The sequence below is a fragment of the Nocardia mangyaensis genome (genome assembly GCF_001886715.1).
In the GTDB taxonomy this organism is placed as follows: Bacteria; Actinomycetota; Actinomycetes; order Mycobacteriales; family Mycobacteriaceae; genus Nocardia; species Nocardia mangyaensis.
In genome coordinates this window covers 5,855,105-5,876,244 of record NZ_CP018082.1, presented here as the reverse complement: position 1 = coordinate 5,876,244, position 21,140 = coordinate 5,855,105, and the positions used below count along the sequence as shown (strand labels likewise).

The window sequence follows — 21,140 nt, the reverse complement described above, 5'->3', positions numbered from 1 at the left end:
ATGGTTCGGTCTCGGTGCCACCACGGTCGCGGCGGTGGCCTGCAGTAAGGTTCGGGCACGCAATGTGTCCGTGGGGCGAAGCAGGGGGATACCGGCATGCATAAGCGTCTTGTTCCTATGTTGCTGGTGGCGGTGTTGCTGGCGCTCGCGGGATGTTCGTCAACTACTCAGGGTCGGCCAGTCCCGGTACCGGCGCCGGACTATCCGGGGTACCTACCCGACAAAGCCCGCCAGACCCTGGCCTATCTCGACACCCTGCGTCCGCTGGACATCTGCGGGTACCTCGACCGCGCGGCGGTAGAGACGCTGGGGCCTGTCTCCTACATCGGCGCCGACGGCGAATATGAATCCTGCACTGCGCGGTACCCGAAGAACACGGCTCGCCATGGGATCTCGAAGGTGGAGGTATCGATCGGGACAACTCCCTCACCGGGGTGGGGAACCAAGATCGACGTCGCTGGTACCACCGTTGCCTACAACAATGCTGGTGGCGAATTCTGCACGGCCTCCACGCATTTCGATGAACGACAGCTGATCAGCTGGGTCGTCTTCTCCGCCGTTTTGTCCAAGCCGGTCGACTTGTGCGCCGAGGCTGTCGACGTTGCCACCGCGTCGATCCCGCTGTTGAAGACCCGACCGCTGCGCATCGGGTCGACCGCCGGCAACGTCGACACGAAACTGGCTCGGCTCGACAGCTGCGCGGCGATCCCGGCTTTCGTCGCGCCCGACCAGGCCCACAAGGCTGCGGTCCTTACCTACGTCCCGTGGGGTTGTGGGTGGATGGCCGACTATTACAAATCCGGTTCCCGTATCGCCATCGGGTACCTGCACGCCGAGGACACCCTCATCGCCCCGAATTCCAGCGGTGAAATCACCACGGAGATAGGGGGATTCCCGGCCAGGGTCATCCCCAGCTCCATGAGACGGTACCCCGGCCACTGTCAGCTCTGGATAGGTGTCGATGCCGTCCGCCCCGACACCGAGAAAAGGCGCCGCGAATACGACTCCACGGCTCGCATGATCGAGTTGATCCGGATCAGCCTCGAGCAGGGCGGGTGCGAGCTCGCGACGCAGATTGGCACCGAGTTGGTGCGGCTTTACAAACTCCTGCCCTGACCAGACCGCCGGACAGGGTGAGTCCCTTCTTGGCTCTCACTCGCACCGTCAGAGACGAAATCGGGCCTGTCGGGGCCGCCCGGGTGGCGATGCGCGCGATTTGCTCCTCGCCGCGCAGGCGCATGTGGGTCAGCTTCCAGGTTCTTGACGCCGCACAGCGGCACTCATGCTCACTGCGTCATCGACCGAGCTCGCCAAGTGCCGATGACAATCTGCGCGGGATCTAGCTCACTGTACTGGAATACCTCTACGGAATCGCGCTCGACCTCATGGTGCTGTTCCTCGCCCGCATGATCGAAAGCGACCTCGAATCGGGTCATCTCGGCGGTGAAGTTCCAAGTGGCGGGTACCTCGACGAACCAGTCGGGCTGGATGCAGTCGTCGCACTCCCCGACCACGGACTCATCGGCTTCGTCCCTGTCGTCCAGCTCGGCATGTGGCTCGCAGGGTTCGAAGGTGGTGCGGTAGGCATAACCTTCGCTCCACAGGCTGGCCCGCGGTGGCCACTCCAGCTCTATCCATTGGCCCGGCTCCAGCCGATGTTGTGTGGCAACCTTCTCGAGGGCCGCCGCGTGGTCGGTCGCCGACCAGATGACGCGCGGCGGTAGCGCGACATCTTCGATGGGGTCTACTTCGTGGTAGAAGGGTTCCTCGCCCCGCAAATGGACTTCCGGCTCAATCTGCCGTGCAGCCAGCTGTTCTCGCCAGTACTGCGCGCTTTTGTAGCCGCCGTACACACACTCCGGCATGACGGGGATCTCGCCGTCCAGAAGCAGGCCCGCCTGTCGTGCGAAGTGGTCGTGCACTGCTCGATCGGGCAACTGGCCGATGATCTCGGTCATGATGATCTCGTCCTCCGCCCTGACCAGTTCAACCTGCACGGCTGCCACAGCCTCGGTGCCGGACTGCACGCTTCCCGGAACTCGTGCTGCTTCCCACGCTTCGGCCGCCATTCGGTCCCGAAGCTGGGTCAGCGTTCGAACCCGGTCGCGTCGCGCAGCCTCGGACTCGAGCGACGGGTCGTTGTGATAGTCGCGTTGGATGGTATCGATGACGGCCGCCAGGCGCCGGGACATACCTTCTCCTCAGAGTCGATTGAGTGAATCCTACTGCGCAACACTGACATTCGATGGTCACGTTTTCGATGCTGAGGCTGGCAGACGACTTCACGACATGTCGGGCCGCTTGTCCTCCACGTACTTCGGTGCCAGTACCTCCATTTGGTCGATGACCTGGCGAATGGCCGCGATCTGCTTGTCCGGTGGGTAGCCGTACTTGCGGAGTAGGCGTTTGATGGTGGAGCGCAGTTTGGCGCGGACGTCGTCGCGGACGGTCCAGTCGGTTTTCACGTCCCGCTTCATCACGGCGACCAGCTCGCGGGCGATGTCGCCGAGCATGTCGTCGCCCAATTCGATGACGGCGGATTCGTTTTCATGGACGGCGTCGTAGAAGGCGAGTTCGTCTTCGTCCAGTCGCGGGTTGAAGGTCGCGCCGCGGTCGCGTTCCTTAGCCGCTTCGCGGGCGAGTTTGATCAGTTCGGAGATGACCTGGGCTGAGGTGAGTTGTTGGTTGGTGTACTTGTTCATCAGTTCGCGCAGGCGTTCGGAGAAGGCCTTCTGACGGACGAGGTTGTTGCGGGTGGTGTGGCGGACCTCGGCGGTCAGGGCGTCGCGGAGGGCTTCGATGGCCAGGTGGGGGTGTTCGGCTTCGCGTGCTTGCTGCGCGAAGTCGTCGGTGAGGTCGGTCAGGGACGGTTTGGGCATGCCCGCTGCGGCGTAGATGTCGATGATCTGGCCAGAGGCGGTGGAGTCGGCGAGGAGTTTGTCGAGGGCGCGTTTGATGTCGGCGGGTAGTGGTCGGCCTTCGGCTTTGCGTTGTTCGGCATCGTATTTGGCCATCCAGACCCGGACTTGTTCGTAGAACTGGATTTTGGGTCGCAGGTCGGTCAGGTTTTCCGATCCTCGGCTCACTGCCCAGGCGCGGCTGAGTTGGTTGGCGAGGTCGCGGAACCGGTCGGCGAGGGTCGGCTCACCGGTGGGGACCTGGTTGCCGGGCGTGGTGGGATCGCGCAGGTACTCGAGGGTGCCCGTGACGGCGCGCATGAACTGCCCCGGCTTTTCGGTGAGCTTCGTCCACCACGGATATCCGGCGCACAGGGCGTCCAGCTGGGCGACCAATTGCTGGGTGAGCTCGATGACTTGGTCAGGTGTCGATTGGACGGGCTGTTCGCGACCTGCGGTGCGGGTGTATTCCTTGAGCGCGGCTTCCAGGTTGTCGGCGATCGGCGCGTACGCGACGACAAGGCCGTCCTGTTTTCCGGCGAAGGTTCGGTTCACTCGGGCCAGGGTCTGCATAAGCAGCGCGCCTTGGATCGGCCGGTCGAGGTAGAGGGTGTGCAGTGGCGGGGCGTCGAATCCGGTGAGCAGCATGTTCTGCACGATCACCAGCTCGAGCGGGTCCTTCTCGTCTTTGAGCCGGTTGGTGATCGTCTTGATCTGCGACTCGCGGCGCACGTGCTTCTGGATCGGTTGAGGGTCCTTGGCGCTGCCGGAGTACACGACCTTGACCACGCCTTGTTCCAGTGCGTCCGATTCCCAGTCGGGTTCGAGCGCGATGATCTGCTCGTAGAGGTTGGCCGCGATCTCGCGGGTGGCGCACACGATCAATGCTTTGCCGTGGCCGCCGATGTACTCGTCCATGACCGCGCGGCGGTTTTTCCAGTGCTCGACGAGGTCCTTGGCGACCTTCTTCAACCGCTCGGGAGCCCCGTAGAGGGCGTTGAGCACGGTCACCGACTGTTCGATGCTGCGGCGTTCGATGTCGTCCAAGCCGACCACCGCGGCGTCGGCGGCACCGTCGATCTCGGCATCGGTGACCTCTGCGGCGACCTTCACCTCGGGTAGCCGCGGTTCGAAGACGACCCGCACGGTCGCGCCGTCATCGACAGCGCGGGCGAGGTCGTAGATGTCGATGTACTCGCCGAAGACATGGCGAGTGTTGCGGTCCTCGAACGAGATCGGGGTGCCGGTGAACGCGATCAGTGTCGCGTTGGGCAGCGCGGACTTCAGGTGCGCGGCGTATCCGTCGAGGTCGTCGTAATGGCTGCGATGGGCCTCGTCGACGATCACGATCACGTTGCGCCGGTCCGACACCAGCGGGTGCTTTAGCCCGGACTCCTTCTTCTCCTGCTTGGACAACCCGAACTTCTGCAGCGTCGTGAACAGGATCCCGCCGGTCTGCCGGTCCGCGAGCGCGGTCCGCAGTTCTGCGCGGCTGCCGATCTGCTTCGGGTCTTCTTGTAGCAGTGTCGATTTCGAGAAAGCGGCGAACAGCTGACCATCGAGTTCGGTGCGGTCGGTGACAAGCACGATGGTCGGGTTCTTCAACTGCGGCTTGGTCCCGACGAGATGGGTATAGAGCTCCATCTCCATCGACTTACCCGACCCCTGCGTGTGCCAGACGACACCGGCCTTGCCGTTGCTGCGCATCGCCTCGATGGTGCAGCCGACGGCCTTGGAGACCGCGAAGTACTGGTGCGGCTTGGCAATTCGCTTCTGCAGACCTTGCGGGGACTTGTCGAAGGCGACGTAGTCGCGCTGCAATTGCAGGAATCGTTCGGTCTGGAGCACCCCGTCGACCAGGTACTCCAACTGGATGCCGGCGTCCTCGTCCTCGATGCGGGTACCGAACGCCAGCGGTTCCCCGCTGTCGTCGACATTCCACGGCGAATAGTGGTTCAGCGGGGTGAACGGGGTGCCGTAGCGGGCGGTGACACCGTCGCTGATCACGGTGAGAACGGTGAACCGGAACGCCATCGGGAACTCATCGAGATAGGTCGCCAACTGGGCGTGCGCGGACGTCAGGTCGGCAGACTGTGAACCAGGGTTCTTCAACTCGACGATCACCACCGGCAGACCGTTGAGGTAGAGCACCACATCGAATCGCCGCCGGTGCTCGCGCGAGCGGACATCGACCTGACGAACCGCGAGAAACTCGTTGTCCTCGACCTGTCCACCGATGAAGTGGATGGTCGGATTCTGTTCCACCCCAAGATGATCGATGTAACTGATCCCGGTGTACCCGTTGATCAGGATCTGGTGCAGCCGAAAGTTTTCCTCGATCGCCTCCTGCGACTTCGGCGCCAACACCTCCGCCCGCGCCTGATCCAAAAACTCCACCGGCACGCCGGGATTCAGTTGGCGCATCCGCTCCAACAGTCGCCCCTGCAACACCAGATCCTGCCAGGACTCCCGGCCCAGATCCCGACCAGGGGCAATGTCGGTGCCAGTCAACGGCTGCCACCCGTGCAAATCCCCCAACCGCTCGACCATCATCTGCTCGAGCTGGTTCTCGCTAACACCGACATTCTCGTTCATCAGGCTATCGCTTCCACTTTCTTTTCCGCATCTTTGACGCGGAGCTTTCCGGACATGAGCAGGGGAAGGAGTTCATCGCGAGTGCGCGCAAGAACCTCATTTTCTCGTGCGGTCCCATGAACCAGTCGGTGCAGCGAGCCAAGCTGTTCGATTACCGGCCCGTGCGAATCGGCCGTAGGTACGGGAACCTGAAGGGAACCAATATCCTGGAGGTTAACGTAGGGTGCCATATCGCTCTTGTGCATGGCGATATCAGTCTGGCGAATCCTGTCAGCGCTGCGAAACCACTCCGCAAACCACGGCTGCAGCGACATCTGGTCATCGCTCACTCGGAAGTAGCAGAGTTGCGGGCTATACACGCTGGGCGTGATGCCATTCTGGACGGTGGCGACCCGTCCAACTGTGCCTTTGGTCGTGAGGACGATGTCGCCAGCCTGGCAGGATTTGGCGCCAACACTGCGCGAATACTCGCTGCTGACGAAGTCGTCGCCACTCAGTACCAAACGGCCATCCCGAATGTCGCCAGCACGCACAATCCGCATCCCCGGCTCACCATGCTCGGATCGTTTCGTACGGTAGCCGTCGCCGTATGTCAGCACCCGCTCAGCTGAGAGCGTGCGGATGCTGGACAGACTGGTCGTAGCGGGACGTCCAAGTGCTGATTGGAACAGTGTCGCAGCGAGATCTGAGGAAATTGCAGAGGTGCGGTTGTTGGCGGCGATCTTGTCATCGAGCGCCCCCAACACCTCCGCAATCGCCCGCTGCTCTGCCAACTCGGGAATGTCCGCCATAAATTCGCAGATTCGCGAAGGACTGGTGTGGCGAACGGTGCTTCCGGTCGCGGTACCCAGTATGTGCGCTCGATAGGCCGACGTTCTCATATAATAGTTGAGAAAGCTCAAGTCTAGCTTTGATGTGTCGGAAACGCGAACTAGGCCAATGCGCTGATTATGGAGATATCGGCCAGTTCTGGGCACCACTGCGGGATATCCAAGTGTGTCGCCGCTGCGACTCAAATCCGTCATAGTGACAATCAGGTCACCCGCTGATAATTCATACTCGGCAGGGTAATTTTCTGCGAATGTCTTTGCTTTTGTTTCCCTGAATCCGCCGCCAATGGAAAAATTTCCAGGGGTGACCAAGGTTGGCAGGCTGGGATCTTCGCTAAACCCTTGTCCGGGAAATGCGAACCCGTGCTTTACTTCGATAAGGTCGCCAAGGCGATAGCGTGACCTAGGCATAAACCCTCCCGATCTGTTCTCGAACCTTGGCTGACAAGCGTTCAGATTCGTCGAGAGCGCTTTTGAGATCGCTTTCCAGTCTCTCTACCTTCTCATGAAGCGGCTCCTGATCGGAGGTTGATTCTGCGGCGCCGACAAACCTTCCGGGCGTCAGCGAGTACTCCGCATCCTTGATCTCATCTAAGGTTGCCGACTTGCAGAATCCTGGGACATCTTCATACTTCAAACCCTTGGCTGCCGCTGAGCGCGTCCCTCGCCATGCGTGATAGGTGTCCGCGATCTTCGTGATGTCCCCGTTGGGCCCGTCAGACAATGCCCGCTCGGCCCGGTCCACCATGTACCCGAGCTCGCGGGCGTCGATGAACAACACCTCCCCGGTCCGGTCCATAGCTCCACCGCGCCCGGCCTTCTTGTCCTTGGCGAAGAACCACACACACACCGGAATTCCGGTCGACCGGAACAGCTGGGTGGGCATGGCGACCATGCACGACACCAGATCCGCCTCCACGATCCGTGCGCGAATGTCACCTTCTCCGTTGGAGTTCGATGACATCGACCCGTTCGCCATCACCACGCCGGCCGACCCGTTCGGCGCCAACTTGTAGAGCACATGCTGGATCCAGGCGTAGTTGGCGTTGTTGGCCGGGGGGACGCCGAAGACCCAGCGGGGGTCTTCAATATTGCGGGTCCAGTCCTTGATGTTGAACGGAGGGTTGGTCATGACGTAGTCCATGGCTACGTTGGGGTGTTGGTCGCGGGCGAAGGTATCGCCCCAGCGGGCTCCGAGGCCCTTGTTGTCCATGCCGTGGATGGCTAGGTTCATCTTCGCCAGCCGCCAGGTTTCCTCGATGGCTTCCTGGCCGTAGACGGCGAGGTCCTGGGCATCGCCGTGGCGGTACTCGACGAATTTCTCCGACTGTACGAACATGCCGCCCGATCCGCAGCAAGGGTCGTAGATGCGGCCTCGACTCGGTTCGAGCACCTCGACGATCGTGCGGACCACGCTGGGCGGGGTGAAGAACTCGCCGCCGCGTTTGCCTTCGGCGCGGGCGAAGTTTCCGAGGAAGTACTCGTAGACCTCGCCCATCAGGTCGCGGGCCTTCTGGTTGCCGTGGCGGCTGAACTTGGCGCTGTTGAACAGGTCGACCAGCTCACCCAGGCGGCGTTGGTCGATGTTGTCGCGGTTGTAGATGCGGGGGAGGGTACCGAGCAGCGACTCGTTGGCGGCCATGATCGCGTCCATCGCCTCGTCGATGAGCAAGCCGACCGACTTCGGCGACGCACCAGCCTCGTTGCGGCCCTTCGCGAACTTCGACAGGTAGTCCCAGTGCGCGGTCTCGGGGACCAGGAACACCCCGTACCCCTGGTATTCGTCGGGATCGTCGAGGTCCATCTCCAGTTGCACGGGATCCACGTCGTCGCCACCGAGTTCGGTACGCAGGACTTCACGGCGTTCGTCGTAGGCGTCTGAGACGTACTTGAGGAACACCAGACCGAGGATCACGTCCTTGTACTGGGCTGCCGACAGCGAGCCACGGAGTTTGTCGGCCGCTTTCCACAGCGTGTCCTTGAGCTCCTTCATGGTCGACGGTGCTTGCGCCACATCGGCTTTCCTCGTCCTCGGGGGCACCCGGGACTCCTCTCCTCGTTGTCCGACAATGTCTTTCATGCCAGTACTCCGACCGTTGTGGCCGGGATGTTCAGGCTCACCGTGCCGGCGCCGATCCCGCTGATCAGGGCGCGGCACAGATCGTTCATCGCATCCTCCCGCGCCCGCAGGCGTCTGGTGTAATCGGCGGCCTCGGCGAGCACCGACTCCAGGCGCTCTGACTCGTCGGCGGGCAGACGCGGCACGGCCCAGGTTCGCCAGTCTGTGTTGTCGGCGGGTTGGTCGTTGATCAGCGCGGCCAAGGCGTACGGGCCGATCCCGGCCCCGTTCGCCAGGCGCAGTATCCGCGACGGTGACAGCACCCTGCTGCCGCCGACCGAGTCGACGATCGCACGGGGCGGGTGGTCGTTGAACACCACATCGCCGGGTTCGGTGCGATTCGCGCGGGGATAGTGGCGTTGCGCGTCCAACGGATCGAGCCGGAACGCTGCTGCCCCGTTATGGGCTGACAATACCGTCACGGTGCCGTTCGGGTCGCTGTGCGACGGGCTGATCCGGTTGCCCGTGCGAAGGTGGAGCAGTTTCAGTCTGGACAGCTCGCCGAGGGGACGTTGCACGATCTCGCGTGAGGCCGCCGATGCCCCGGCCTGCACGTCGAATCCCGGATCGGGTTCGGCGGTCACCAGGGTGGCGGTGTAGACACGGTTCAGGTCATCGACCGCCTCTGGTGCGCGCAGGCGTGCCGCCAAAGTGCCCGGCGCCACCACAGCGTGTCCTGCGCGGATGTCGCTGAGCGGCACCTCTTTGCCGTATCGGTATGCGCGCGCGTCGCGGTCGGTGCGATCGCCGAACGCGGCGGCGATATCGGCGGCGAGGGCGTTGTGGTCGAGATCAGTCGGCCGGATGGTGCTGAGGTCGGCCACTGTCGGCAGGCTGGTCTTGGCGCTTCCGTGAAACACCCAGACGCCGAGTGCTTGCCGGTGGGCTTGCTTCCACAGGCCACGCGGCAGCTTGAATGCGGCTGTCAAACCACCGGAACCCAGAGTTTCCGCCCGCTTGCCCTCCAAGGTGTCCTGGCGTTTCCCGGCGCGTGGGATCGCGTCGCACAAAGCCGCGGCCGAGCCGATGATCACCGCGATCTCATCGCGTTCGAGGCCCAGGAGCGCGTAGTCGACGTCGTCGAGGGCCTGAGCCGACTCGGTGCCGACCACTGACAGCAGCCGAACTCGGGGACCTATCTCGATGGTGTGCTCCTGCTCGCGGATCAACATGCGGCGTCGCAACGCTCGGGCCGCGGGGCCGTCGCCGAGCGCGTGCACCTCGAGTTCGGGGTCCGCGTCGGAGAGGGCGAGTACCACCGTCGGCGCGTCGCCAGCGGAGACCAAGTGCGCACCGTCGGCACCGAGTTCGGTTCGACACGCGCCGACGATGGTGTCGAGCAGTTCGATCGCGTGTGAGGTCAGATCCCGAAGTGCGAGTTCGCGGCCGGCGCGGGAGGATTCGAGTTTGGCGAGGGCGTCCGCACCACCGAAGCTCGCCGCCATCAAGCCGTCGATGAACGCGCGGGCGGCGCCGGTGTCGGTGAGGGCCGCGATTTCGGTGGCGAACGACTCGTCGGCGGGGTCGAGCTCCCAGGCGAGGTCGGCGCATTCCTCGTCGGTTAGGTAGGTCAGGTCGCCGACCAGGTGTCGTAGGCACAGCAACGTCACCAAGTCTTCCAAAGCCCAACCGTCGGGAGCGCCGACGGTCGCGGCGTCCAGCCTGGCTTCGGCGTTGTTGCCTCGGCCGGTGCGCTCGAGATAGTCGACCACCTCGGAACGGTCGAAGTGAGCGATGCCGCCGACCTCGGCGACGGGGCGCGGAAATGGGATGACCTGCCCGCGAATCGACTCCCGGTTGCGCCACATCGACACCACCGCCCGCTCGACTTTCGCCAGGTCGGCGATGTCTTGCAGCGTGAGCGTCGGTTCTGTCGTCGGCTGGTCCATGGGTACCCCTCATCCTCCTGATGGATCGGCACCGACGCTACGTCTCGACATTGAACACTAGCGAGATTGAACACTGATAAAGGGGCTTATCGGTGAATTGCATCGACATTGGTCGTCGGCGAGCTCAAGGTGATCTCACACCGCACACCGAGCGAGGAGGTCACCATGAGCGGACATCGCACACACCGTCGCTGCAGGCAGTACCCGCCCCGGTTGGCGGCGATGCGCCGAAAGCTCGACCTGCACACAGGTGCGGATCTGGCGCAGCTGCCGCCGCTGGTCCGAATCGCTCGGTGCGGGTCGGGGAAGCTGAAGTACTTCACCTTCGCCGACGCCGACCTCGCGCTCGCCGGGATTGACACAACGAACCAGGACAGGCGCGAACAGCGGGTCTATCCCTGCCCGCTGTGTCTGGGCTGGCACCTCACCAGCCAGGACCGTCGTGACCGCGCTGCGGCAACGGAATATCCAGTCTAAGAACACGCTTCACTCTCGTCCGGTCCGGGATCGAGAAGCCCACTTATCACTCAGCGGTGCGACAACCGGTCGCACCGTTCCCTAACGTGCCCTTTTCGAGGAGAACCATGAACCCCAACGTGCACTTCACCGACAACAACACTGCAGTGACCGTCGAACAGTTGATCCTGCGCGATCGCGACGTCCTGCGCGAGGCTCAGCGCTGGACGAGCGGGCTTCGCGGTCCGATCGTCGACGACGCCGACAGCCTCGCCGCCGCCGACCTTTCCGCGTTCATCACCGAGGTGGTCAAATGCGGAGCCGTCGCGCTCGCCGCCACCGGCCAGGCCAGCGATGCCAAGGAATTGGAAAGGATGGTCGCCGAGGTCGGGGAGAAGGCCGCCGCGTCAGCGGCGAGGGCGGCGGAGTTGACCGGTCAGGCCGCGAAGGATGCCTCAGCGGTGATGACCAAGACGGTCGACTCGGCGAAGAAGGCATTGGCCGAGGCCGATGCGAACTACCGCAAGGAGATGGCGGCCACCGTCAACACGGCCACCGTAAACATCACCGATCAGGTCAATCGGCTCTTCGGTGGCTCGGACCCGGAGTTGGTCGCTCGCTTGAAGCCGGTGCTCGAGCAGTTCAGCGCCGAACTGTCGATCAAGGCCACCGCAGGCACTCAGGATCTGATCGCGACCGCGACCAAGCAGTTCGACCTGAACGACCCGACCTCGCCGATCGCCAAGCACACCGCCGCGCTCGACGCCCGCCAGCTGGCGATGAGCGACCTGCTCATGGCCAACCACGCCGACCTGGCCAAGCGGTTCGAGGAGATGACGGCCGCGCTGAAGGTGCGGGAGGCCAAAGCGGCCCTCATCTCGGTGACTCCGCGTAAGGGCGAGCCGTTCGCCGCAGGAATCCACCAGTTCATGGAACCCATCGCGGCCGGCCTCGGCGACGAGTACTACGACACCGGCGCGATGGTCGGAGCGCTCCCTCGGTGCAAGAAGGGCGATGGGCTGCTGACCACCGCCGAGGGCGCGCGGGTGGTGATCGAGATGACCGACTCCCCCCGGTCGGGCTGGCTGGACTACCTCGTCGAAGCCGAACGCAACCGCCAGGCCGCCGCATCGCTGGGCATCGTGCGGTCGCCCGAACAGAACGGCGGCGAGGTACTGCGCGTGCTCGGCCCGCGCCGGGTGGTGCTCGCCTTCGATCCCGACACCGACGAGCCGGACCTGCTGCGCGCGTGCGTGTTGCTGATGCGCGCGGCGAGCGCGATGGTGGTCGCGCGCGGTGGCGGCGAGCAGTTGGTGACGGCTGCGGAGAAGGTGCAGAGCGCGCTGTCCAAGCTCGAAAAGCTCGCTACCGCAAAGAAGTCCGCCGACGTGATCCGCCGCGAGGCGACCAAGATCGACAAGACCGTGACCGACTTCGCGACCGAGGTCGAATTGGTGCTCGCCGAAGCGGTCACCGCCCTCACGATCAGTGCCGGGCCGACGCCGTTGACCGTGGTCAACACCGACGTCGCCTGAGCACCTGCCCTCCCCGATTCCACCCCATCTTCAGGAGTTAGCCATGACTGAACCGTATGAGTCCGAAAAACTGCCCGCCCCCCGCGAAACGCCGCATCACCCCGAGCCGATGCCCCAGGCGCCCCCGCCGAGCACGACTGGCTTCGATGCGCTCAACCAGCACCCGACCCAGCCCTACGGCGACCCGCGGTACGTTCAGCCGCACCCGCCTGCGAACCCGGGGTACGCGCACCTCGGGTTCGCGCCGCAGCCGATCTATCAGCCTGTGCCCCAGGCTGTTCCGGTAGTGAACGTGACGCAGAACAACGTGGGAGGCGGGTACCTCGCGGTGCGCCGTGGACCCAACCACGGACTGCACCTGGTGCTTACCCTGATCACCTGCGGTTTGTGGGCACCGGTGTGGATCCTGGTTGTCATCCTCGACGTGATGAACCGGAAATAGACGATGCCCCGGGGGGTTCTGGGGTCAGGTCAGAAACACATGGTGTACAGCACGATTCGGAACAGTTGGCTCGTTCGGGCCCATGCGTTGCTTCTCGGAACTCTCGCAGCAGGGCCGGTCGAGCCAGGTTTGGCACGAGTGCATACGCGGTGTGCCGTAACGAGTTGCGCGTTAGAGTTCATCGCTGATGCGTCGGTACGAGGCATGACGGCCTCGTGCCCCGGGGTAGTGGTGAGGCAGGAGCTGATCATTGGACGTGACATCGCGTAGCGGAGTCGCAGCTGACGATCTAACCATGGATCTCGTGCAGCCGATGTCCCCGTATCAAGCTGGACTGGCGCGGCGTGAGGTAGATCGGCAGGGCTGCGTGGTGGTGTCCGAATTGTTTGGTGCGCCGTTGCGGGATGCTGTTGCATCCGAGGCAGTTCGGTTGGCCGGTGCACTGGGAGTTCGACGGGACCTGGAGTTCGCGGAAACCGGGTTCAGCCCGCGTCGGATGTGCAACGTCACGCAGGGGCAGATCATCGAACGGGGCGTTGTGATTCCGAGGATGTACGAATCGGCAGCACTGCTTGATGCAGTGTCATCGGTTGTGGGGGAACCCGTCTTTCCCTGTCCGTATCAGCCCGAGCGGTTCGTGATCACTCGACTGGAACAACCCGGCGACACGCACGGGTGGCATTGGGATGACTACGGTTACGCGTTGGTCTGGGTCGCTGAGTGTCCCGATCCAGCTGATGGTGGTTTCGTCGAGAGCATCCCGGGCACGGCCTGGGACAAGCAGCGGCCGGGTATCGAGCAGATCCTTCGGGACAGCCATGTGCATCGGCTCAACCTCAGCGTTGGAGATGTGTACCTCATGAGGACGGACACGACTTTGCATCGAGTGCATCCGATCGAGCGCGGCCGACGGACGATCGTGAACATGGCGTTCGCGCGACACGACGAGTTGTGTCGGTCAGTAACCCACGAGACGATGGACGCGTTGTGGTCGACGCCTGGCATTGGATGAACGGAGCGTCTGGTGGATCGTTTCACCCTGAAGTCAGTTGACGATGTCGAGCTCGAGGCCGCCGCGCATTCCTCAAACGCGGGCAGTCCCAGAGGATCCGTACTACTCGTGCACGGAATCACAGTCGATCTAGACGAGGGCGGCGGCATGTTCGTCCGGCTAGCCGATCAGCTGGTCGCCGCCGGGTTCGACGTACTGCGGTTCTCCTTCCGTGGTCATGGCAACAGCGCTGGCACACCGCGCGGAGTCACTGTGTCTGGCGAGTGCCTGGACCTGCAGGCCGCCGTGGAGGAGATCCGCGCGCGGTTTCCGGGCCCACTGTCCATCGTCGCGGCCAGCTTCGGAGCCGTAGCCACTGCTCTGTCCCTTCCGTGGCTGGCTGACCGCCTTCATCGGCTGGTGTTGTGGAATCCGGTGCTCGACCTCAATCACACCTTCCTGGCGCCGGAATTAGATTGGGGCAGAGAGAACTTCGGTCCAGAGCAGCAGAAGGTGTTGGAGGCTAGCGGCTACCTCGTCGTCGACGGAACGTTCGAGCTCGGTCGTGTGCTCTTCTGCGAGTTCGCCAGCTACCGACCACTCGATCGCTTCGCGGGCAGCGAAGTGCGATCGTTGATCGTGCACGGAGACCAGGACTCAGCGGTGTCGTACGAGATCGCCGCTGATGCCGCGAGATCGCGCCCCGGCACCGAGCTGCATACAGTCGTCGGTTCCGACCACGGATTCGATTCGCGCGAGCGCGAAGACGAAGCGATCCGTACGACTGTCGCCTGGCTAGTCGCCGAATCTGACTGCATCGCGTGAATCCAACAGATATGTATGGGCAGGTCCATTTCGGAGACGCGGTGATCGTTGGCGAACACTGCGTCCTGGGCTACCCAAAGGAAGCCCGCTTACGAGAAGCCCAAGTCGGACGGCCATCGACAGGCGACGATGTCGTGCTCGGCGATCGCACGATCCTGTTTAACCAGGTACTGATCCACGAAGGGACCACACTCGGGGATGGATGCGTTGTCGAGGACCGTGCCCGCATCGGGTACGGGTGTGAGATCGGCGTACGAACACGCCTTGTGCACGGCGCATACATTTGCGACCGGGTTCGGATTGGAGTCGACTCCTGTGTAGCCGGATTCGTCTGCGACGCAACAGTTATCGGAGATCGGTCGACGGTCATGGGCGACTTGGTGCACGAGTACACCCGCCCCGACCTCGGATGGTGGGGCGTCGACGAGGCACCACCGGTAGTCGAGTCCGATTCGGTAGTCGGATTCGGCGCTCGTGTGGTCGGCGGCGTGCGCATCGGTCCTCGTAGCTACGTCGCGGCGGGAGCTGTCGTCACCCGCGATGTACCAGCCGAGCATGTCGTGACCGGCATCAATACCCATACGCCTATCGATCGCTGGCAGGGAAAGCGGCTAGCGGCCCTGATCCAGCACTGGACCAAGCCGTAGCCCGCCATGATCCCGATCATGACACAACGAACGCGGATTCCTCGGTGTCGCTGCCAGCGTCGGCCTTCGCCCGTTGGGTGGCCAGGGGCGGATCGAACGCCAACGCGGCTAGCCGGGGAGGGAAGCGCCGACGCAGGTCGGCGCGTGGGTGCGGCATGTAGAGGGCAGGTAGGAACTCGTCGATCGGAATGATCGCCCGCTCGAGGCCGGTTGACAATGCGGCGCGCACGCCTTCGCGACTGAACAGGTATGCGAAGCTGCAGTGGCTGTACCCGGGCCGGACGATCCCCCGGACCGGTGTCGGAGTGTCCGGATCGAGGAGATATCGGCCGAGGTAGAGCAAGTCGAACACTTCGCCGACCGCGCTCAGTCGGCTCAAGCCTTCCCGAAGCCGACTGCTCACGTCTGGAACGAGGATCGCGTCGTCTTCCAGGACAAGCACGTACGGGCTGATGCTGTTCTCTATCGCATGCCGCCAGCATGCGAGATGGGCGAGGGTGCAACCGATTTCACCGAACTTGAGAGGGCGACTCCACCAGGGATTCTCGGATTCGATCTGCCAATCGAACAGTGTGATGTCGAGATCGGCGATGTCAGCCCGTGCAAGCTCGCGCCCGTCGATCGGAACGCCGAGATCTGACGTGAAGACGGCCGGTGCACCGACCGGCAACCTGCGCTCGATCCACGCCCGCCGATCGGCTCGGCGAGGCAGGTTGACGACGTAGGTGGAAACGAGGTCCGAGTCGATCATGATGTAGGCCTTGGCGAATGCTTCCGTTGGCGGGTAAAACGTTCGGTGTTGTCGACAACGACCTTCCAATGATCGCCGTACGGACGTGCCATCAGTAGAAGTGGCTCCACAACGGCGAGGTCCGCCACGTCAGTCAGACCGCCGACGCGCCTCGTCTCGGTGACCACGACGAAGTCGTCGTCGCCAGCGCGCTCGGTGATGTAGCCCGCGTTTGTCGAACCTCGGCCGGCATCGAGGAGGCAACGTGCGGCACCGAGAACGCCCAGAGTCAGGCAGCCGCCAAGCAGGAACACCGTTGTGCCCTGCACGGTGATTCGGGTGAGGACCGCGAGGTCTTCGATCAACTCACCGCCAGGAGTCCATCGTGGTGCCAGGGTGAGGTTGTCGAGATCGGGAACTATCAGTGGATCGTCTTCGCCGAGCGGGCGCGAGTCGAAGTGGAAAGGCAGCTGGGGCAGAAACTCTCGGTACTTGGCATTCCACGGAGGCCCGCCGATGACGACCAGCACGTCCGCGTGGGTGCCGAAGTATTCCGATGGAGCGAAGTCGCGTACGACCACGTCGGGTGCCAGCTGCGCGAGACGCGTTCGGACGAAAATCAATGTGTCGAGATCAGCGAATTTCGCGTACCGCAGGTAGTTACGATCGTGGGGCGAAGCGTATTCGGGCCGCTCGTCGGGCGGAATCTCCGAGCACACGATATCCACTCCGCCACCGCGATTCAGGCCCCAGAAGCGATCCATCGACTCTTCTGCGTTCGGTTCGCTCGCTGCCCTGACCGCGGGCGCGGGGCGCTGTGGCAGATCGGTCAGCGCGGACGAGCCCGTCAACAGTAGGTAGGTCAAGGTCTCCAACGCGTGATCGGAGCGACGGCGCACAGTCTTCACCGCGCACTTCAACTGCTGAGCCAACGATTCTTGCCGGTCTGTCAGGGTCGAGAACCTATGTTCAGGCCGAAGATTGAAGTCGACCTCGACATAGACGCGCTCACTGTCGGAAAGCTGCTCGATCGTCCGACGTAGAACCCTCGTGAGACATTCGACGTGCCCTGCGGACCGGGGCTCGAACTCATAGCCGCGGGCTAGATACGCCTGCACTGATTCGTCGATCGTGGTGAGCAAGGTCGTAGGCCGCGCCAATCCATGCCCTCGACGCAGCCGTTTGAGGCTGTCCTTCACCTGGTCGGCCGAGGGCGGTACGGGCATCTGTCCACCTTATGTCCACCAAAGATGTTCTCAACACCGAGTAGTCGGCAGAAGCAGGGTCGAAGGTGTCCAGAAAATGTCCTCTGGAGGTGACGGGTCCACAAACACGGCACACGACCGGGATGGTGGGGTCGACCATCCGAGCGGAGACTCAAGCGTGACGATCGAAGACCGCGCAGCCCTCCGAGTGGCCTGAAGACAACGCAAAGCGATTGCGGTACAGCAGAAATCGGCCTTCGATGCTTGACCTGCCCCGGGACTCCTCGGGGCCGAACGAGGAGGTGGATCGACATCCTGTCAACAGCAGACGCAGGAAGCCGCGTGTTGCTCGAACAGCTCGCGTGTGTCCAAGCGATCGACGCGGCAACCCTGGGCAGAATGCGACATGAGGCCTTGACCGTTCCGGCCGCGCGGCACTGGGTCACTGAGTACTCGCAGTACCAGTCGGGCGGATGGTCGACGCTGTCCTTGATGAACGAATCCGGGTCACCCACCGACGTGCGGATCGCGGACTGCGCCCCGGTCGAGACCTCCTTGTTGCGCCAGATGCCATCGACGCAAAAGTTCCTGACGTCACTGGGGCTGCGGTATATGTGGGTGCGGCTCGCTCGGCTCAGTCCGAACTCGTTCCTGTGGGAACACCGCGACTACGCAGAGTTCAACAAGGTCGAGCGGCGTCGGCTCCATGTTCCCCTGATGAGCAACAGCTCCGCGACGCTCGTGACGGGTGGCGTGCGTGTTTGTCTTCGGCCCGGACGGATCTGGCAGTTGGCCCCCACGCATGTGCATGGGGCATGCAACCTGCTCGGCCCAGATCGCTATCACCTCCTCATCGACTGCTACGTCGATGACCGTTTGTCCGAGCTCACCGAATCCGCATGGCTCGACGATGCCGACGTCATCCAGCTGCCCGTAGGGACCGACGATGAGATGCGGGGGCACCTGCAGAAGGCGTTGACGCTGGCACGTCTGGGCTACCGGCAGTCGGCGGAGAACTACCTCCTGCGGTTGTTCTACCAGCGGGCGCTGCCCGAGGGACGAATCTATGACCTGATCGCATCGCTACACGATGAACTCGGCGACGACATCGCCGCTCGTGTGTGGCGGGCGAACAAGATGGAGCGGCTCGGCACCGACGGATCGAAGGGGGCGGCGTGACGCTATCCGTGCTTACTGAACTGGCCGAGGCGAATCGTCCAGAGCAGTTCGCGCTGCTCGAGCATGCCGCGGAGAGACTAGCCAGCAGTGATGCCGTAACCACATTGCTGGTGCGAGGTTCACTCGCACGCGGTACAGCGGATCGGCTGTCTGATATCGACTTCGTTGTCGGAGTTCGTGATTCGCAATTCGAAGAGTACGTGTCGGTGCTCGACGCTCTGGCCACAACCGAACTCGGCAGCATTCTGCCGGGCTGGCGGGACTCCATCGTCGGCGACATGGGTGGGCTCGGCTTCGTCTACCTCATAGGATGGGCCGGTCAGCTGCAGCAATTGGACCTGTACCTCGTTCCGGCGAGCCACATCGGGCAGGTGCGCGAGCAAGCGGACTGCCAGACGATCTTCACCCGCGATCGGTCAGCGGAGTTCGAACCGGATTCAACCACCGCGCGCTTCGTCTCCGGCGAGGTGAGTCGACCACGGACATGCACAGACCTCTTGGTCGAAGCCATGGTCGTCGGCTACTTGATCCGCAAACGAATTTCGCGTGGGCAGCGGCTTATCGCCTACTCCGAGGTATTCCTGTTCAACACAGCGGCAAAGAATCTGATCAAGGCGGCTCTGGCGCCTCGGTCGACGTACTACGGTTGGTATCAGCTCGAGGCGGAGGTTGGAGCGACCCCTATTGGGCGGGAGTGCCTCGCCCACCTGACGGCGTTGATCTCCGCACCTGGCATCCCGACCCTCGCTTCGTTGACGGACGGGCTGAACCGGGTGTTCGCAGTCGCGGAACTGGCAGCGCCTGATGCGATCGACACGATCAGAGACGCGATTGATGCCTACCGTCACTACCTGGAGCTGCCATGAGTCATCGATTCGAAAGGCCGCGAACGGCGAGCTTCTTCGGTGGCGTCGTTCCCGCTTCCGAGGAGGAGGAAACTCTCGCGAACGACGTCGGGCGCGAGCTGGCAGCAGCAGGGTTCGTCCTACAGCATGGCGGCTACAACGGCTTGATGGAGGCCGCCGCGGGCGGGGCGTCAGCCGCGGGCGGTGAGGTAGTCGCCGTCACGCTGGCCGACGTCGACTGGGGGGAGTTCAACCCCTATGTCTCACGGGTGATCCGTGTTCAGAAGATGGGGGATCGACTCCATCAATTCCTCGACGACGCCGATGTCGTGGTCGCGATGGGCGGCGGTGTCGGCACACTGCACGAAATCACCGCAGCCTTCTGGTACTCGGGCAATGTGCGTCCGGTGCCGGTCTGGTTGGTCGGTCAGACCGCGATGCGGCTGGCCGCATTCCTGAGATCAGAGCGATGGCTATTCGAGTCGCCGACGCGTTCCCTCGGCTTCCTCAGCGAAGTGTCCGACTCCACCGAGCTCCGCCAAGCGCTGTCAGACCTGACGAGCGATCTTGACACCAACACTCCGGTCACGATGACCCGCCAGATGGAAGGCGACTGATGCTTCCGTCTGGATTGGCTGACCGCGTACGATCAGCTGCTATCCAGCAGGGCGAGTTCACCTTGCGTAGCGGCGGCACACTCGACGAATATTTCGACGAATTCCGGCTCGCGGCAGATCCTGTCCTGCTGCGTGACGTCGCGCATGCGCTCGCGCGAAAGCTTCCACGCGAGATTGACAGCGTGGTTGCCATGGCTCTTGGCGGTGTACCGTTCGCCGTCGTGGTATCGGCGATCTCCGGTGTTCGCACCAACTTCTTCCGCCACGCGCCGAAAGCCTATGGAACACGTCGGCAGATCGAGGGTCGCTCAGTCGAGGGCGCGCGAGTCGTGTTGGTCGACGACGTCGTCCGAAGTGGCAATCAGGTCCTTCGAGCTAGCGATCGGCTGCGGGATGCCGGGGCCACAGTTGTCGCGGCGTTGTGTGTGCTGGATCGGGACATGGGAGGACGAGAGCGGTTGGCGCAGTGCGGAATAGAGCTGCACGCGCTGCTGACACCGGAAACTCTGTTCGCCCTCGACTCGGAGAGGACAGCGAGTTGAGCCGACACGACAAGCAGCCTCGGTACTGCGCGTTGTTCGACCTGGACGGCGTGATCGTCGATACCCGAGCGGCCATCAGGGAGGCGCTTCGTGCGCTGGCATGCGAAGCCGGAGTGGCGATCGACCCGGACGTGCTCGACGCCACCGTTCTGCTGTCGCCAGTCGACGCACTCCGCGTTCTCGGGGTGTCGGACGCCCACCGGGTTTACAACTGCGACTACGACGAAGCCCTTTCACTCGCCATCGGAGAGGTCCGGGTCTTCGATGAGGTCGTATCGGGCATGGCGACGTTGGCGAAGTCCGGTATCGGTTTGGGGATAGTTACCGCCCAGGCCCGCAGCCGACTCCGCTACCTGGTTCCACCCGAGGTGATGGACCTGGTCGCCGTCGTCATCGCTCACGAGGACGCGCCAGCAAAGCCCGCCCCGGACGGAATCCTGGCTGCCTGTGCGCATCTAAGAGTCCCGCCCGAGCGGACCTTCTTCATCGGAGATCGAACCACTGACGTGATGGCGGGCAGGGCGGCCGGAGTGATCACGGTTGGGGCCAGCTGGGGCATGGCGGGCGCAGCCGCTCTGCGACGCGAAGGTGTCGACGTGCTGATCGCCGCACCTGACCAGGTCGGGCCTGTCGTCCTTGCTCAGATCGATAGTCGAGGTGGGCTCGCTGACAGGTAGCAGAACCTCGTCGAAGCCCTGACGGACAAGAAACTGCTGGTCGGGGCGGATGAAAACCATTGGACCTACCAGCCCTGCCGCTGACAGCATTGCCCAACATCCGAGGTCCCGCCGCAGCC

The 21,140-nt window shown here is 63.3% G+C and carries 19 protein-coding genes; 12 read left to right on the top strand and 7 right to left on the bottom strand.

The genetic code is table 11. The annotated features are described in order from the left end of the window. The first annotated feature begins 126 nt into the window (after nucleotides 1-126). Nucleotides 127-1,116 carry a DUF3558 family protein gene (locus tag BOX37_RS26780; RefSeq protein WP_167659990.1) on the top strand — a complete coding sequence of 330 codons (990 nt, stop codon included), beginning with the start codon at nucleotides 127-129 and terminating at the stop codon, nucleotides 1,114-1,116. Nucleotides 1,117-1,286: 170 nt separating this feature from the next. On the opposite strand, the gene BOX37_RS26775 is transcribed toward BOX37_RS26780, so the two are convergent. The 5 genes from BOX37_RS26775 to BOX37_RS26755 form a co-directional block, all read right to left on the bottom strand. Beyond that, entirely contained in the window at nucleotides 1,287-2,192 is a 906-nt protein-coding gene (locus BOX37_RS26775) for a hypothetical protein (RefSeq protein WP_071930052.1), read from the bottom strand. Nucleotides 2,193-2,282: 90 nt separating this feature from the next. After that, nucleotides 2,283-5,492, bottom strand: a complete 3,210-nt coding sequence (locus BOX37_RS26770) for a type I restriction endonuclease subunit R (protein WP_071930051.1) — start codon at nucleotides 5,490-5,492, stop codon at nucleotides 2,283-2,285. Then, nucleotides 5,492-6,733: a restriction endonuclease subunit S gene (locus BOX37_RS26765; protein WP_071930050.1), complete on the bottom strand. Its 1,242-nt coding sequence runs from the start codon at nucleotides 6,731-6,733 to the stop codon at nucleotides 5,492-5,494. Before BOX37_RS26765 ends, BOX37_RS26770 begins: the two co-directional genes overlap by 1 nt. Then, a complete protein-coding gene (locus BOX37_RS26760) occupies nucleotides 6,726-8,363 on the bottom strand; it encodes a class I SAM-dependent DNA methyltransferase (RefSeq protein ID WP_071930049.1) in 1,638 nt (545 codons plus the stop codon). Before BOX37_RS26760 ends, BOX37_RS26765 begins: the two co-directional genes overlap by 8 nt. A 35-nt stretch (nucleotides 8,364-8,398) precedes the next feature. Further along, nucleotides 8,399-10,330: a hypothetical protein gene (locus BOX37_RS26755; protein ID WP_071930048.1), complete on the bottom strand. Its 1,932-nt coding sequence runs from the start codon at nucleotides 10,328-10,330 to the stop codon at nucleotides 8,399-8,401. 165 nt (nucleotides 10,331-10,495) lie between these two features. Between BOX37_RS26755 and BOX37_RS26750 the strand changes: the two genes are divergently transcribed. From BOX37_RS26750 to BOX37_RS26725, 6 genes are all read left to right on the top strand, one after another. Further along, the gene (locus BOX37_RS26750) at nucleotides 10,496-10,807 is read left to right on the top strand and encodes a hypothetical protein (RefSeq protein ID WP_156910553.1); all 312 of its coding nucleotides are present in this window, start codon (nucleotides 10,496-10,498) and stop codon (nucleotides 10,805-10,807) included. 107 nt (nucleotides 10,808-10,914) lie between these two features. Next, nucleotides 10,915-12,321, top strand: coding sequence for a hypothetical protein (locus tag BOX37_RS26745; RefSeq protein ID WP_071930046.1), 1,407 nt, complete (start codon nucleotides 10,915-10,917; stop codon nucleotides 12,319-12,321). A 43-nt stretch (nucleotides 12,322-12,364) separates the two neighbouring features. Next, nucleotides 12,365-12,763: a DUF4234 domain-containing protein gene (locus BOX37_RS35560; RefSeq protein WP_071930045.1), complete on the top strand. Its 399-nt coding sequence runs from the start codon at nucleotides 12,365-12,367 to the stop codon at nucleotides 12,761-12,763. A gap of 295 nt (nucleotides 12,764-13,058) precedes the next feature. Next, nucleotides 13,059-13,775, top strand: coding sequence for a HalD/BesD family halogenase (locus BOX37_RS26735; protein WP_071930044.1), 717 nt, complete (start codon nucleotides 13,059-13,061; stop codon nucleotides 13,773-13,775). A gap of 12 nt (nucleotides 13,776-13,787) precedes the next feature. Then, a complete protein-coding gene (locus tag BOX37_RS26730) occupies nucleotides 13,788-14,579 on the top strand; it encodes an alpha/beta hydrolase (protein ID WP_071930043.1) in 792 nt (263 codons plus the stop codon). 11 nt (nucleotides 14,580-14,590) lie between these two features. Beyond that, a complete protein-coding gene (locus tag BOX37_RS26725; protein ID WP_156910796.1) occupies nucleotides 14,591-15,226 on the top strand; it encodes a DapH/DapD/GlmU-related protein in 636 nt (211 codons plus the stop codon). A 16-nt stretch (nucleotides 15,227-15,242) separates the two neighbouring features. On the opposite strand, the gene BOX37_RS26720 is transcribed toward BOX37_RS26725, so the two are convergent. Both BOX37_RS26720 and BOX37_RS26715 read right to left on the bottom strand, forming a co-directional pair. Beyond that, the gene (locus BOX37_RS26720) at nucleotides 15,243-15,977 is read right to left on the bottom strand and encodes a glycosyltransferase family 25 protein (protein WP_071930041.1); all 735 of its coding nucleotides are present in this window, start codon (nucleotides 15,975-15,977) and stop codon (nucleotides 15,243-15,245) included. After that, complete coding sequence (locus BOX37_RS26715) at nucleotides 15,974-17,182, bottom strand: hypothetical protein (RefSeq protein ID WP_084760152.1); 1,209 nt, start codon at nucleotides 17,180-17,182, stop codon at nucleotides 15,974-15,976. Before BOX37_RS26715 ends, BOX37_RS26720 begins: the two co-directional genes overlap by 4 nt. A gap of 321 nt (nucleotides 17,183-17,503) precedes the next feature. Here BOX37_RS26715 and BOX37_RS26710 point away from each other — a divergent pair, with 321 nt between their 5' ends. From BOX37_RS26710 to BOX37_RS26690, 5 genes are read left to right on the top strand one after another with little or no spacing between them, the layout of a single operon-like run. Further along, on the top strand, nucleotides 17,504-18,340 hold the full coding sequence (locus BOX37_RS26710; protein ID WP_071930040.1) for an aspartyl/asparaginyl beta-hydroxylase domain-containing protein: 837 nt from the start codon (nucleotides 17,504-17,506) through the stop codon (nucleotides 18,338-18,340). Beyond that, the gene (locus tag BOX37_RS26705) at nucleotides 18,337-19,206 is read left to right on the top strand and encodes a nucleotidyltransferase domain-containing protein (RefSeq protein WP_071930039.1); all 870 of its coding nucleotides are present in this window, start codon (nucleotides 18,337-18,339) and stop codon (nucleotides 19,204-19,206) included. The genes BOX37_RS26710 and BOX37_RS26705 overlap by 4 nt, the downstream gene beginning before the upstream one ends. Further along, nucleotides 19,203-19,802, top strand: coding sequence for an SLOG cluster 4 domain-containing protein (locus tag BOX37_RS26700; protein ID WP_071930038.1), 600 nt, complete (start codon nucleotides 19,203-19,205; stop codon nucleotides 19,800-19,802). Before BOX37_RS26705 ends, BOX37_RS26700 begins: the two co-directional genes overlap by 4 nt. Next, entirely contained in the window at nucleotides 19,802-20,344 is a 543-nt protein-coding gene (gene pyrE, locus BOX37_RS26695; RefSeq protein ID WP_071930037.1) for an orotate phosphoribosyltransferase, read from the top strand. The genes BOX37_RS26700 and pyrE overlap by 1 nt, the downstream gene beginning before the upstream one ends. A 32-nt stretch (nucleotides 20,345-20,376) precedes the next feature. Then, nucleotides 20,377-21,021, top strand: coding sequence for an HAD family hydrolase (locus BOX37_RS26690; RefSeq protein WP_167659989.1), 645 nt, complete (start codon nucleotides 20,377-20,379; stop codon nucleotides 21,019-21,021). Nucleotides 21,022-21,140: the final 119 nt, after the last annotated feature.

Bases quoted from the DNA above. Each gene is read 5' to 3' on its own strand.
- BOX37_RS26775 (WP_071930052.1), bottom strand. From the start codon at position 2,192: ATGTCCCGGCGCCTGGCGGCCGTCATCGATACCATCCAACGCGACTAT.
- BOX37_RS26770 (WP_071930051.1), bottom strand. From the start codon at position 5,492: ATGAACGAGAATGTCGGTGTTAGCGAGAACCAGCTCGAGCAGATGATG.
- BOX37_RS26765 (WP_071930050.1), bottom strand. From the start codon at position 6,733: ATGCCTAGGTCACGCTATCGCCTTGGCGACCTTATCGAAGTAAAGCAC.
- BOX37_RS26755 (WP_071930048.1), bottom strand. From the start codon at position 10,330: ATGGACCAGCCGACGACAGAACCGACGCTCACGCTGCAAGACATCGCC.
- BOX37_RS26750 (WP_156910553.1), top strand. From the start codon at position 10,496: ATGAGCGGACATCGCACACACCGTCGCTGCAGGCAGTACCCGCCCCGG.
- BOX37_RS26745 (WP_071930046.1), top strand. From the start codon at position 10,915: ATGAACCCCAACGTGCACTTCACCGACAACAACACTGCAGTGACCGTC.
- BOX37_RS35560 (WP_071930045.1), top strand. From the start codon at position 12,365: ATGACTGAACCGTATGAGTCCGAAAAACTGCCCGCCCCCCGCGAAACG.
- BOX37_RS26735 (WP_071930044.1), top strand. From the start codon at position 13,059: ATGGATCTCGTGCAGCCGATGTCCCCGTATCAAGCTGGACTGGCGCGG.
- BOX37_RS26725 (WP_156910796.1), top strand. From the start codon at position 14,591: ATGTATGGGCAGGTCCATTTCGGAGACGCGGTGATCGTTGGCGAACAC.
- BOX37_RS26720 (WP_071930041.1), bottom strand. From the start codon at position 15,977: ATGATCGACTCGGACCTCGTTTCCACCTACGTCGTCAACCTGCCTCGC.
- BOX37_RS26715 (WP_084760152.1), bottom strand. From the start codon at position 17,182: ATGCCCGTACCGCCCTCGGCCGACCAGGTGAAGGACAGCCTCAAACGG.
- BOX37_RS26700 (WP_071930038.1), top strand. From the start codon at position 19,203: ATGAGTCATCGATTCGAAAGGCCGCGAACGGCGAGCTTCTTCGGTGGC.
- pyrE (WP_071930037.1), top strand. From the start codon at position 19,802: ATGCTTCCGTCTGGATTGGCTGACCGCGTACGATCAGCTGCTATCCAG.